The sequence below is a fragment of the Halolamina rubra genome, from assembly GCF_000739555.1.
Classification (GTDB): Archaea; Halobacteriota; Halobacteria; order Halobacteriales; family Haloferacaceae; genus Halolamina; species Halolamina rubra.
Genome location: NZ_BBJN01000029.1, coordinates 1 through 12,003 on the forward strand (window position 1 = coordinate 1; position 12,003 = coordinate 12,003).

A 12,003-nucleotide genomic window follows, 5' to 3' on the forward strand; every position below is an offset into this window, starting at 1 on the left:
ACTCCACCGGCATCGACGCCGGCGACGACGTGATCGTCTACCTCCCCGGCGACGCCGAGGACCTCGCCGTCGCCCTCCACGAGCTGCTGGGCGAGAAGGGCGCCAACCCCCTGCTGCTCACCTACTCCGAGCGCGCCGACCGCGCGTTCCTCCGCAACAGCGACGAGTTCGACACGCCCGACCACGAGCTCGCGATGTACGAGAACGCCGACGCCACCATCATCGCCCGCAGCGGCCCGAACCCCAGCGAGATGGCCGACGTGGACCCCGAGACCACGGCCGCGTACAACCGCGCCCACGACCCCGTGAAGAAGGCGCGACTCGACACCACGTGGTGTCTCACGCAGTACCCCAGCCCGGGCTTCGCCCAGCTTGCGGGCATGAGCACCGAGGCGTACGAGGAGTTCGTCTACGACGCCGTGAGCCTCGACTGGGAGGCCCAGCGGGAGTTCCAGGCGAACCTCGTCGAGATCCTCGACGACGCCAGCGAGGTGCGCATCCGCGCGGGCGAGGAGACCGACGTGACGATGTCGATCGAGGGGAACACCGCCGAGAACGACTACGGGGAGGCGAACCTCCCCGGCGGCGAGGTGTTCACCGCGCCGGTCAAACACAGCGTCGAGGGCGAGGTCCACTTCGACATGCCGCTGTACCGCCAGGGCCGCGAGGTCGAGGGCGTCCGGCTGACGTTCGAGAACGGCAAAGTGACCGAGTTCTCCGCCGAGCGCAACGAGGACGTGCTCCAGGGCGTGTTCGACACCGACGAGGAGGCGCGCTACCTCGGCGAGCTGGGGATCGGGATGAACGACGCCATCGACCAGTTCACCTACAACATGCTGTTCGACGAGAAGATGGGCGAGACGGTCCACATGGCCGTCGGCAGCGCCTACCCCATGTGCGTCGGCGAGGGGAACGAGGTCAACGACAGCGCCGAGCACGTCGACATGATCCTCAACATGAGCGAGGACTCGGTGATCGAGGTCGACGGCGAGGTCGTGCAGGAGGACGGGGAGTTCATCTTCGAGTAATCCGGCCGTCGTGTGGTTTCTGTTGGAGGGCGATATCGCCGTGAAGTTTCGGTGTTTGCCTCGGACAGCGACCGCATCAGCATCTCGTTCGTTGGCAACTTGTGACCGCTGTTTCCAGTCCCCACTCCTCCCCCGCGCTCGCGTCAGTGCGAGCGCGAGGCGTCCACCGCAACTGCACCGTGGCGCGCGACGTGAGCGCGACGGCGCGAACGAGCGTGCGAGGGACGACTGACTGAACGCAGTGAAGGAAGGAGTCGGCTGGGGAGGCTGTGGCCGCGGTGCGGTCCCCAGAGTCCTAGCTTACTCCGCGGTGACGTTCACACTCACGACGACAGTTCCCTCGTCGAACGAGTCGCTGACCACCAGAACACCGCGTTCTCCCTACTGTTCGTCCTCGTCGACGGCCAGCTCGAACTGCTGGTTCTCGACGACCGCGTTCAGCACGACCGACGTGTTCGACTCCCGGATGTCCTCGTCGGTCAGCACCCGCTTGATCCGCTCGTTCATCTCGTCCGTGTCCTCGAACTTCCCGACGGCGACGACGTCGTGGTCGCCGGTGACCTCGTACACCGACACCATCCCGCGGAGGTCGGCGAGGCGGTCGGTGATCTCCGGCAGCGCCGCGCCCTCGACTTTCAGGTGGAGGATCGCCGTCACGTCGTACCCCAGCTCCTGGTAGTTCACGTCGGGGCTGTACCCCTCGATCACGCCGTCGTCCTCCAGATCCTGCAGGTGGTTCGACACCGTCGTCACCGACACGTCGAGCTCCTCGCCCAGGCTCCGGAGACTCGCTCGACCGTTGCCCAGCAGGGAGTTGATCAGGCGCGCATCGAGGTTTTCGTACGTCATGGTAGTTCGCTCGGGGCGGGGCGCCAAGAACTTTACGAACATCCAGTTTTCCGAATCCGGTCTCGGCAGATACACGTTAAGAGGGGAATATTCTTGTAGTATCAGCCTCTCGACCCCGGTAGAGCATGACGGACGAACCAGCTCCGGACGGCGGACTCACCGACGAGGAACGCGACGTTCTCGAACGCATCGACCGCGAGGGGATCGACTTCCTGCGACTCCAGTTCACCGACATCCTGGGCACGGTGAAAAACGTCGCCGTGCCGGCCGACCAGGCCGAGAAGGCGTTCACGGAGGGGATCTACTTCGACGGCTCCTCGATCGAGGGGTTCGTGCGCATCCAGGAGTCGGACATGCGCCTCAAGCCCGACGCGAGCACGTTCTCGGTGCTGCCGTGGCGCGACACCTCCGCGCGACTCATCTGTGACGTGATCAACACGTCGACGGGCGAGCCGTTCGAGGGCGACCCCCGCCACGTGCTGAAGTCCGCTCTCACCCGCGCCGAAGAGATGGGGTACACCGTCAACGCCGCGCCCGAGCCGGAGTTCTTCCTGTTCGAGGAGGACGAGGAGGGGAGGGCGACGACGAAGACGAACGACGCCGGCGGCTACTTCGACCTCGCGCCGAAGGATCTCGCCTCCGACGTGCGCCGGGACATCATCTTCGGGCTCGAGGAGATGGGGTTCGACATCGAGGCGTCCCACCACGAGGTCGCCGAGGGCCAGCACGAGATCAACTTCGAGTACGACGACGCGCTCACGACCGCCGACAACGTCGCGACGTTCCGCACGGTCGTCCGCGCGATCGCCGCCCAGCACGACCTCCACGCGACGTTCATGCCCAAACCGATCCCGAAGATCAACGGCTCGGGGATGCACACCCACATCTCGCTGTTCACCGACGACGGCGAGAACGCGTTCCACGACGGCGACGACGAGTTCGACCTGAGCGAGGCGGCGAAGCAGTTCACCGCCGGCGTCCTCGAACACGCCGAGGCCCTCGCCGCGGTCACCAACCCCACCGTGAACAGCTACAAGCGCCTCGTGCCGGGGTACGAGGCCCCCGTCTACGTCGCGTGGTCCGACCGCAACCGCTCGGCGCTGATCCGCAAGCCCGCGGCGCGCGTGCCCGCGGCCTCCCGCATCGAGGCGCGCTTCCCGGATCCGTCGTGTAACCCCTACCTCGCGCTGGCGGTGCTGATCCACGCCGGCCTCGACGGGATCGAGCAGGAGATGGAGTGTGACGACCCGGTCCGCGAGAACATCTACGAGTTCGACGAGGCCAAACGCGAGGAGTACGGCATCACTACGCTCCCCGCCAACCTCGGCGAGGCCGTCGAGGCGCTGGAGGACGACGAGCTCGTGCTCGACGCGCTCGGCGACCACGTCGCCGAGAAGTTCCTGAAAGCCAAGCAGGCCGAGTACGACGAGTACCGCGTCGACGTCTCCGACTGGGAGATCGACCGCTACCTCGAGAAGTTCTGAGCGCCCCGACCACGACCCTTTTTGCCCGCTGCCGACCGTGAGCCACTCGTGACGCTACTCGTCCCGTTCGACGGCTCGGCGCTCGCCGAGGCCGCGCTGGCCCGCGCGGTGGAGTTCGGCGAGGTGTTCGAGCAGCCGGTGGTCGCGATCGCGGTCGTCCCGCAGGGGAACGACGGGTACGCCCGCGATCGGGGCTGGCTCGAGGCGGGCGAGTCGTTCGACACTGAGACGATCGTCTCGCGGCTGCGCGACCAGGTCGAGGCGCTCGCGCCCGACGCTACGTTCCGCTACGAGCGCGTGCCGCGGGCGGCCCGGGCGGGCACGATCGCCCGCGAGATCCGCCGGACGGCCCGGCGCGTCGAGGCGTCGATCGTGTTCGTCGGGAGCGACAACGCGGGCCGGCTGGTGACGGCGCTGAGCAGCGTCGGCGGCAACGTCGCCGCCGACCAGACGTACGACGTGCTGATCGTCCGCCACACCGGCTAGCGCCGACGATCGGCGCCGCCGACGCCGCGGCGGCGGTGGTTTCACGACGCTGGGGCGCCAACACGGCCGTATGGGCGACGTGACGCTCCGGGAGGCGACCGGCGACGACGCCGCCGCGCTGGCGGCGGCCTACCGAGACGCCTACCGGGCGAACCGCGAGCTCGGCTTCCCCGCGACGGCCGGCGCCGCGACCGCCGAGCAGGTCGCCGAGTGGATCCGCGAGGACCGCGTGTTCGTCGCCGAGAGCGACGGGGAGCTGATCGGCGGCGTCCGCCTCGAACACGTCGACGCCGCCGAGAGCCCCGTCCGGCGAGCCGCCGGCGCCGACGCGACCGTGAAGCTCAGCCGCCTCGGGGTCCGCGAGCGCTGGAAGGGCGAGGGCGTCGGCAGCCGGCTGCTCGAACGCGCCGAGCGCGCCGCGCGGGAGGCGGGCTACGCGGCCGTCTGGCTCACCACCCCCGACGAACACCCGTTCCTGCCCGAGTTCTACCACGCCCACGGCTACGAGGTGATGGGCGACTACCCGCTCTCCGTCCGCGACTACGACGAGGTCGTCATGGAGAAATCACTCGAGTAGCGCGCGCCGGTCGGCCAGCGCCGGCAGCCAGATCACCGCGCCGACCGCCAGCGCCGACCCCAGCGCCGTCAGCGGCAGCGGCAGGTCGCCGACGTAGATCCCGCCCCACGCGGCGCCCAGCACCGCCGCGCCCGGGATCGCGATCCGGATCGGGAGCGGTGGGAGCTCCGTCCCTTCCCGGCGCCACACGACGGCGGCGCCGCGCCGGCGCCGAGGGCGATGGCGGCTTTCAGCGCCTCGTCGGGGTGGGCCGGCGCGAACACGAGCGCCGCGGCGAGCGCCGCGACCCCCAACACCGCGGCGGCGGTGAACGCCCGGTCGGGCCGGGTCCCGGCGACGCGGGCGACCGCGAGCAGCACCGCGCTGCCGGCGACGATCCCCGCGAGCACGTCCGGGAGGTGGTGGACGCCGATGACGAGCCGCGAGAGCGCGACGACGCCGACGACGCTCGCGGCGGCGAGGAGCCGCTTCCGGCGGGTCCAGAGCCGGTCGAGGTAGAGGGCGAGCCCGCCGTAGACGATGGTGCTCGAGGTGGCGTGGCCGCTGGGGAAGCCGAACCCGTCGCCGGTGGCGATGCTCCCGTAGACGCCGTCGAACAGCGCCGGGAGCCACGCCGGCGGCGTCGCCGTCCCCGCGCCGGCGGGGCGGTGGACGCCGAAGAACGTTTTGAGCGCGACCGTCGCCGCGAGCGCACAGATCGCCAGCGCGATCATCGTCGCGCCAGCCCGCCGCGGCTCGGACGCCAGCCGACCGTCGCCGAGCAGGTACAGCAGCGCGAGGCCGCCGAACACGAACCACGCGTCGGCGAGCTGTGTGAGGATCGCGAACAGCAGCGCGACCCAGTCGGGGAGGCCCGCGAGCGCCTCCGTGATCCCCCACCCGTGCATCTACCTGAGTCGCTCCGCGACGCCGCCGGCGGTTCTGACGGCGCCGATGACGCCGCCGAACAGGACGAACAGCACGTAGAGGCCGAGCGTGGAGGTGAACGTGATCAGCATCGCCGCCACGGCCGGCCAGCCGTCGAGCCAGTAGAACGCGCCGAGGCTCAGCACGGTGCCGTACAGGAGGACGAGATACGGCCCCCAGCCGGTGGCTTTCCCCTGGCGCATCCGGGTGCGGACGTACGCCTTCAGGTCGGCCTCCAGCTGCGGCCGGTCGACGGTCCGCTCTTCAACGTCCTCCTCGAAGCCGTCGAGCTCGGACCGGAGCTCCTCGACTTCCTCCGCGAGGTCGGCGACGTCGGGCGCGCCGCGGGGTTCGCGCTCTGCCATGTACACCGAGGCTGGCTCGCGGTGCCCTTGGAACTGCCGGTCGGCAGTCGCCGCGGCGTCGGACAACCCCACGCCCGGGGCGTCGTCGGCGCCCGGAACACGATTCTCGGCGAGCACGACGTTGACCACGGCGCCGAGGATCACGGCGGCGCCGGCGAGGTAGAGCCACGTCACCAGCAGGATCACCCCGCCGACGATGCCGTAGGCGGAGGTGCTGGCGACGCTCGCGTACAGCTGGAACCCCGCCTGCATCGCCGTCCAGACCACGGCGGCGACGACGGTGCCGGGGAGCACCTCCCGGACGGTGACTGAAGTGTCGGGGAACCGGTAGAACAGCGGGAGGAAGGCGGCGGTCAGCAGGATCGGCAGCGAGAGCACGCCCAGCGCCTCGACGACGGCACCGAGATCGAACGCCGCGAACGCGCCGGCCAGCGCGACCATCAGCGTCATCGAGGCGCCGATGCCGACGACGACGACCACCGAGTCGATCACCTGATCGAGCGCCGTGTTCTCGTGTTCGGTGCCGTACACCGCGGCGAAGGCGGTGTCGAGCGCGCGGAACACTTTGAGCGTCCCCCAGAGCAGGAACGCCAGCCCCAGGACGGTCGCGCTCCCCCGCCCGTCGCTCGCGGTGAGCGCGGTTGTGAGAACCTCCTGCCCGCTCGGGGTGAGGAACTGGCTGGTCGACTCGAGCAGGACGGTCGCCAGCTGCTCGCCGCCGACGACGGTGGCGACGATCAGCGCCAGCACCGCCGCGGGGATCAGCGAGACGAACGCGTAGTACGCCACCGCCGCCGCGAGGAACGTGAGCTCCTGCTCCTTCGCGACGACGCCGACGCGCTTGGTCGTCTCGAGGGCGCTCCGGAGGCGTGATTGCACGACAGGGGGTAGGCGAGCGCGTTACAAGAACCCCGTGGCGGGGCGGCCTCGCACCCCACCTGTCGCGTCACTTATTGGTGTTCCTACCCAACACACCACATGGCCATCGCCCGCCACGGGAGCGGCCCCGCCGCCCTCGCCAGCGCGTACGCGTCGCAGGTGCATCCGGTGTTCATGCTCCCGCCGGTCGCGACGGCGCTGTTCGGCGCCGCGCTGGCCGGGGCGTTCGACCCTCGGGTCGCGCTTGTCGCCGCCGGCGCCGCCTTCTTCGCCGTCTACACCGCCCACGTGAAGGACGGCTACGTCGACTTCCACCGCCGCGGCGAGGACGACGACCACCCGCTGACGGTGCGCGGCTGCCGGCTCGGACTCGCCGCGGCGACCGGCGGCTTCCTCGCCTGTCTCGCCGGGCTCGCCGTCCTCGCCGACCCCCTGGCCGCCGCGCTGGCGGCGCCGATGTGGGCGATCGGCTACCTCCACGCGCCGCAGTTCGACACCAACCCCTTGACGACGACGCTGGGCTACCCGGTCGGGATCGGGCTCTGTCTGCTCACCGGCTACGCCGCCCAGACCGGCGGGCTCGCGACGCGACCGCTCGCGCTCGCGGCCGTGCTCGTAACCGTCCTCGCTGGGGTGAAGATCATCGACGACTCGCAGGATTACGACTACGACCGGTCGATCGAGAAGCGGACCGTCGCGGTCGTGCTCGGCCCGGCCAGGTCCCGCTCGCTCGCGGTCGGTCTGCTCGCAGCGGGGCTGTTCGCGGTGGTTCCGCTCGCGATCACCGGCGTGATGCCGCCGAGCGCGCCCGCCGCCAGCCTCGTCTTCGGCGCCGTCGCCGCCGTGGCGGTCCGTCGCGACCCCACGACGGCGACGATGCTGCTCGTTCGCGGGGCGTACCTGTTCCTCGCGGCGCTGCTCGTGGCGGTGTTCTTCGAGCCGCTGGCGGGCGTCCCGCTGCCGGACATCACCGTCCTCGGCCCGTACACCTACCTCGCGACGGAGGTCGTGTTCGGCGCGGTGGCGCTCGCGCTGCTGTACCGGGCCGGCGACGGCGCGCTCCGCCGGGCCGCCAGAACGATCCCGGCGCTGTACCCCGTCGCGTACGTCTGGGACTGGTACACGCTGGAGGTCGGCGTGTTCGCGATCCCGATGCGGACCGGGATCGAACTGCTGGGGATCCCACTAGAGGAGCACATCTTCATGCTCGTGGTGCCGGCGGTGGTGCTGGGCATCCACGAGACCGTCAACCCGCGGGCGGAGTGAGGACGACTCGGTGTCCGGAGTTGGTTCCACACAGCCGCGGCGACGGCTCCGCGGTCGTGACCGCCGTCACTCCCGGTCGCTCGCCGCGGCTGGCTCCGCCGCTTCCCTGATCTCGCTCACGTCCGCGTCCGTCTTGAAGCAGGTCCCCCCGTAGTGCGCCGGGCTCGCCTCGTAGCCGGCGTCCCGGAGGTCGTCGAGGAACGTCTCCAGCTTGTTCGCGGGCGCGCCCCATTGCTTGCAGAGGCGGTGCTGGTCGTAGTGGGTCGGCGTGTCGAGTTCGACCGCGAGCGTGTCGAGCAGGCGACTCACGCGCTTCCACTCGCCCATGTTCGGCGTCACCTCGTCGGCGACGGCGTCGACGAACTCGCGGTCGACGATCGGACCGAGCCAGATCGGCCCCGCGGTCGAACTGCGCGCGGAGCCGCAGTTCGGGCAGTCCTCCGGGGGGTGGGCGATCCGGCCGAACTCGTGTTCGCGGTAGAGGCAGTCCTCGCAGTGGTGGACGAACCCGAGCCACTGGAGCGCCTTGTCCGCCGCGGTGGCCTTGTGGGTGAGTTCGAGGTACGTCCGGGCGTAGTGGCGGGTCGCGTGCGAGCAGATCGGCTCGACCGCCACGTCCCGGCGGGCGGCGACGCGGGAGAGTGCGCCGATCAGCACGCGAAGCCCCATCTCGCGGTGGAAATCCGTGTTCCGCGGGACGGTGTCGTACGTCCGGACGCCGGAGTCGAAGTGGGCGCCACAGAGCGGCGCGGTGTCGGTCGCGGTGACACAGAGCAGCTTTCTGGTGCCGGCGACGGCGGCGTCGGCGAACGGCATCGGCGTCCCGAACGGGTCGAGGTCGACCACGTCGAAGCGCTCGGAGTGCATGAGCACGTTGGCGTCGGACTCGACGGCCTCGCCGGGCAGGTCGTTCAGCGCGAGGTTCTCGCGAGCGAGTTCGACCGCTTCGGGGTCCACGTCGGCGGCGGTCACGTCGTAGCCCGCCTCGGCGGCGCGGGCCGCGCGGACGCCGGTGGCGGTCATCGCGTCGAGGTAGGAGAGCGTGCGGTCCGCCGGGGACTCGGCGCCGACGTTCGCACTGCCGTCGACGCGGCTCTCGTACGCCCGGAGCACCGCCACGGTGAGGTCGCGGTTCAGCTCCATCTCGGGGTTGAAGAACACGGCGTCGCCGGCGCCCTCGCTGCTGCCGTCCCGTGGGTCGGGCGCCTCGACGTCCACGTCGCCCTCGCTGACGCGCATGGCCGACCCTGGTCGGGCGTCGCGGAAAGCGGTTGCGTTCGGGTGGTCCCCGGCGTCGGACGGCCGACGGCGCTTTCCCCGTCGAGTGCCAATCGGTCGCATGGACGTGTTCGTCTACGGCACCCTGACCGAGCCCGAACGGGTCGGCGCCGTCGTCGACTCCTTCGCCTTCCTCGGCGCGGCGGTGCTGTCGGGGCTCCACCCCGTGCAGGGCGAGTACCCCACGCTCGCGCCCGGCGGCGAGACCGGCGGGCGGCTCCTCCGAACCGACGACGTGGGGGCGCTCGACGCCTACGAGGGGGTGAACGAGGGGCTCTACGTCCGGGTTCCGGTGCCGATCGACACAGCCGAGTCCTGCGACGGCGGCCGCGCGGGCGGACTCGACGCGACGGCGGCGGTGTACGTCGGCGACCCGGGACGACTCGGCGTCGACGACGAGGTGACGTGGCCCGGGGCCGGCGACGACGCGGGGTTCGCCGACCGCGTTCGGGCGTACCTGCGCGATCGCGACGTGTGTGTCCGGCCGCAGTGAGCGCCGCCGCGACTCCGACCGGCGGCGTCGACGGTTGGTGACAGTCGGGTTTCACGTACCGAATTCGGTGTCTCGGGCGGTCGTGCGTCGCATTTTCACTTTCACTGCGGTCGGGGTAGCCTTATCCCCGGGGACGCCCAACGGGTGAGTGCACGCAGTGTGACGCGTGCGTTTCCCCCTTTCCCCCCTTTCCCCCTTCGGCCACCGAAACTCCTTAGCGATAGCCGCGGAACCGTCGTGGGTATGCTCTCTCTCGCCGACGTGGAGGCGGCCCGCGACCGCGTGACCGAGGTCGCCCGGGTCACGCCGCTGGAGTACTCCCACAGCTTCTCGCGGATGACCGGCGCCGACGTGCGCCCGAAGCTGGAGACGTTCCAGCGCACCGGCTCGTTCAAGATCCGCGGCGCGACCAACCGCATCGCGACGCTCTCGGAGGCCGAAAAAGACGCGGGCGTGATCACCGCCAGCGCCGGCAACCACGCCCAGGGCGTCGCGCTCGCGGCGACCCGGGCGGGCGTCGACGCCACGATCGTCATGCCCGAGCACGCGCCGATCGCGAAAGTCGAGGCGACCGAGGGGTACGGCGGGCGGGTGATCCTCGCCGGCGACGACTACAACGACGCCCAGGACCGCGCCCACGAGATCGAGGCGGCGGAGGGCCGGACGTACGTCCACGCGTTCGACGACGAGTACGTGATGGCGGGCCAGGGGACGATCGGGCTGGAGATCGCCGAGCAGTGCCCCGAGGTGGAGACGGTCGTCGTCCCCATCGGCGGCGGCGGGCTGATCTCGGGGATCGCGACGGCGCTGAAGGAGACGCTCGACGACGTGCGCGTGGTCGGCGTCCAGGCCGAGGGCGCTTCGAGCGTCGCCCAGTCGCTGGAGAAAGGCGCCCGGCAGGAGATCGAGTCCGTCGACACGATCGCCGACGGGATCGCCACGCGCTCGGTCGGCGAGAAGCCCTGGGAGATCATCCGGGAGCGCGTCGACGAGGTGGTGACCGTCTCGGACAACGAGATCGCGCTGGCGCTGACGTACCTGCTCGAGCGCTCGAAGACGCTAGTCGAGGGCGCCGGCGCGGTGGCGATGGCGGCGGTGCTCGCGGAGGCGTTCGACTACGAGGACGAGGAGACGATCGTCCCGGCGCTCTGTGGCGGCAACATCGACCTCAACGACCTCACCACGGTCGTCGTCCGCGGGCTAGTCCAGATGGGACGGTACATCAAGATCCGGACGGAGCTCAAGGACAACCCCGGCTCGCTGGAGCGCCTCGTCGAGATCATCGCCGACCACAACGCGAACATCTACGGCATCCAGCACGACCGCACCTCCCGCGACGTGGCGATGAACGCCGCGGACGTGGTGATCGACCTCGAGACCCACGGCCACGACCACGTCGACGAGCTGCTCGCCGCGCTGGAGGCCCACGGCTACGAGGTCGAGACGCTCGTCTAGGCGCGCTCGATCTCGTACTCGACGGTCAGGAACGTCCGCCCCAGCAGCCACATCTCGTGGGTGGCGCGGAGCCGGCCGTCGTCGCCGTCCGCAGCGGGCCACACTTCGAAGCGCTGGCCGCCCGGCACCGCGAACGCACCCGCCGGCGTCCGGAGGTAGAGCCCCGGGTCGCCCGGCGGGTCGGTGGTGAGCCGGATCCCCGTCCCGCCTTCTCGCTCGCCGCCGAGCGCGAGGTTCTCCGGTCGCAACACGGTGTCGACGCCGCCGCCCGGGATCGGGACGGCGATGTTCACGAACCCCTCGCCGTCGCGGTGGTGGGTGGCGTACAGCGCGACGAACACCGCCTCCCCCGTCTTGGGGTCGGTGCGGACCCACGACCGCACGTCCTCGCGGGCCGGTTCGGTCGGGTCGGCGCCGACTGCGACGGCGCCGGGCTCCGCGATGTCCAGAAACCGGCTCTCCAGCCGGTGCCACGACTCGTCGCCCGGCCCCGGGAGGTTGAGCTGTTCGATCCGGCTCGTGAGCAGGCTCGCCAGCGCGGCGCCGGTACGGAACGGTCGGTGCCAGCGCGCCCGGTAGCGCATCCCGTACTCGCCGGTCCGCTCGTAGAACCGCCGGATCTCCGGGTCGAGGCGGTCGGGGTCGAACGCCTCGCCCGCGAACTGGGCCACGTCGTCGATCTCGCCGAGGGGCTCGTCGCCGGTGGCCAGCCCCGCGCGCTCGACGAACTCCGGGCCGACGTGCCAGCCCGCGGTGATCGGGGAGAGCGGCACGTCGCGGGCCCGTTCCCGCGCGCGCCGGAGCGCGACGGCGAGGAGGGCGAGCACGGCGACGACGACGCCCGCCACGGCGCGGCGGGCGCGGTCGGGCGTTCGGGTCACAGTCGGCGTTGGCGCGGCATCGTACTTGAAGCGTCGCCCCGCGACGGGTCGGTAGG

13 protein-coding genes are annotated in these 12,003 nt (G+C 70.9%); 7 read left to right on the forward strand and 6 right to left on the reverse strand.

What is annotated here, in order from left to right:
* The coding region (locus ACP95_RS07625) for an aminopeptidase (RefSeq protein WP_154018493.1) at window positions 1-1,028 on the forward strand (1,028 nt) is incomplete at its 5' end.
* Between the two features lie 381 nt (window positions 1,029-1,409).
* Here ACP95_RS07625 and lrp read toward each other — a convergent pair.
* Window positions 1,410-1,877 (reverse strand): HTH-type transcriptional regulator Lrp, encoded by a 468-nt coding sequence (lrp, locus tag ACP95_RS07630; RefSeq protein ID WP_049980633.1) that lies wholly within the window; start codon window positions 1,875-1,877, stop codon window positions 1,410-1,412.
* A 125-nt stretch (window positions 1,878-2,002) separates the two neighbouring features.
* On the opposite strand from lrp, the gene glnA reads away from it, so the two are divergent.
* The 3 genes from glnA (at window position 2,003) to ACP95_RS07645 (ending at window position 4,424) form a co-directional block, all read left to right on the forward strand.
* Complete coding sequence (gene glnA / locus ACP95_RS07635; protein WP_049980634.1) at window positions 2,003-3,361, forward strand: type I glutamate--ammonia ligase; 1,359 nt, start codon at window positions 2,003-2,005, stop codon at window positions 3,359-3,361.
* Window positions 3,362-3,409: 48 nt separating this feature from the next.
* On the forward strand, window positions 3,410-3,847 hold the full coding sequence (locus tag ACP95_RS07640) for a universal stress protein (protein WP_049980635.1): 438 nt from the start codon (window positions 3,410-3,412) through the stop codon (window positions 3,845-3,847).
* Window positions 3,848-3,917: 70 nt separating this feature from the next.
* Window positions 3,918-4,424 (forward strand): GNAT family N-acetyltransferase, encoded by a 507-nt coding sequence (locus ACP95_RS07645; protein ID WP_202593799.1) that lies wholly within the window; start codon window positions 3,918-3,920, stop codon window positions 4,422-4,424.
* On the opposite strand, the gene ACP95_RS16460 is transcribed toward ACP95_RS07645, so the two are convergent.
* The 3 genes from ACP95_RS16460 to ACP95_RS07655 are packed head-to-tail and all read right to left on the reverse strand — an operon-like array spanning window position 4,413 to window position 6,574.
* Entirely contained in the window at window positions 4,413-4,547 is a 135-nt protein-coding gene (locus tag ACP95_RS16460; RefSeq protein WP_272913169.1) for a hypothetical protein, read from the reverse strand. The two genes, ACP95_RS07645 and ACP95_RS16460, sit on opposite strands and share 12 nt — an antisense overlap.
* Window positions 4,493-5,311, reverse strand: coding sequence for a phosphatase PAP2 family protein (locus ACP95_RS07650; RefSeq protein ID WP_049980636.1), 819 nt, complete (start codon window positions 5,309-5,311; stop codon window positions 4,493-4,495). The genes ACP95_RS16460 and ACP95_RS07650 overlap by 55 nt, the downstream gene beginning before the upstream one ends.
* Window positions 5,312-6,574, reverse strand: a complete 1,263-nt coding sequence (locus ACP95_RS07655; RefSeq protein ID WP_049980637.1) for a YihY/virulence factor BrkB family protein — start codon at window positions 6,572-6,574, stop codon at window positions 5,312-5,314.
* Window positions 6,575-6,673: 99 nt separating this feature from the next.
* Between ACP95_RS07655 and ACP95_RS07660 the strand changes: the two genes are divergently transcribed.
* Window positions 6,674-7,840 carry a lycopene cyclase domain-containing protein gene (locus tag ACP95_RS07660; RefSeq protein WP_049980638.1) on the forward strand — a complete coding sequence of 389 codons (1,167 nt, stop codon included), beginning with the start codon at window positions 6,674-6,676 and terminating at the stop codon, window positions 7,838-7,840.
* A gap of 66 nt (window positions 7,841-7,906) precedes the next feature.
* Here ACP95_RS07660 and ACP95_RS07665 read toward each other — a convergent pair whose 3' ends face one another.
* Window positions 7,907-9,079: a tRNA (guanine(26)-N(2))-dimethyltransferase gene (locus ACP95_RS07665; RefSeq protein ID WP_049980639.1), complete on the reverse strand. Its 1,173-nt coding sequence runs from the start codon at window positions 9,077-9,079 to the stop codon at window positions 7,907-7,909.
* A 100-nt stretch (window positions 9,080-9,179) separates the two neighbouring features.
* Here ACP95_RS07665 and ACP95_RS07670 point away from each other — a divergent pair, with 100 nt between their 5' ends.
* Window positions 9,180-9,611 (forward strand): gamma-glutamylcyclotransferase family protein, encoded by a 432-nt coding sequence (locus ACP95_RS07670; RefSeq protein WP_049980640.1) that lies wholly within the window; start codon window positions 9,180-9,182, stop codon window positions 9,609-9,611.
* Window positions 9,612-9,854: 243 nt separating this feature from the next.
* Window positions 9,855-11,066 (forward strand): threonine ammonia-lyase, encoded by a 1,212-nt coding sequence (gene ilvA / locus ACP95_RS07675; RefSeq protein ID WP_049980641.1) that lies wholly within the window; start codon window positions 9,855-9,857, stop codon window positions 11,064-11,066.
* Here ilvA and ACP95_RS07680 read toward each other — a convergent pair.
* Window positions 11,063-11,947: a hypothetical protein gene (locus tag ACP95_RS07680; protein WP_049980642.1), complete on the reverse strand. Its 885-nt coding sequence runs from the start codon at window positions 11,945-11,947 to the stop codon at window positions 11,063-11,065. The genes ilvA and ACP95_RS07680 overlap by 4 nt on opposite strands.
* Window positions 11,948-12,003 lie beyond the last annotated feature (56 nt).

Excerpts from the sequence above, each read along its gene's own strand:
- glnA (WP_049980634.1), top strand. The coding sequence starts at position 2,003 with ATGACGGACGAACCAGCTCCGGACGGCGGACTCACCGACGAGGAACGC.
- ACP95_RS07650 (WP_049980636.1), bottom strand. The coding sequence starts at position 5,311 with ATGCACGGGTGGGGGATCACGGAGGCGCTCGCGGGCCTCCCCGACTGG.
- ACP95_RS07645 (WP_202593799.1), top strand. The coding sequence starts at position 3,918 with ATGGGCGACGTGACGCTCCGGGAGGCGACCGGCGACGACGCCGCCGCG.
- lrp (WP_049980633.1), bottom strand. The coding sequence starts at position 1,877 with ATGACGTACGAAAACCTCGATGCGCGCCTGATCAACTCCCTGCTGGGC.
- ACP95_RS07660 (WP_049980638.1), top strand. The coding sequence starts at position 6,674 with ATGGCCATCGCCCGCCACGGGAGCGGCCCCGCCGCCCTCGCCAGCGCG.
- ACP95_RS07670 (WP_049980640.1), top strand. The coding sequence starts at position 9,180 with ATGGACGTGTTCGTCTACGGCACCCTGACCGAGCCCGAACGGGTCGGC.
- ACP95_RS07665 (WP_049980639.1), bottom strand. The coding sequence starts at position 9,079 with ATGCGCGTCAGCGAGGGCGACGTGGACGTCGAGGCGCCCGACCCACGG.
- ilvA (WP_049980641.1), top strand. The coding sequence starts at position 9,855 with ATGCTCTCTCTCGCCGACGTGGAGGCGGCCCGCGACCGCGTGACCGAG.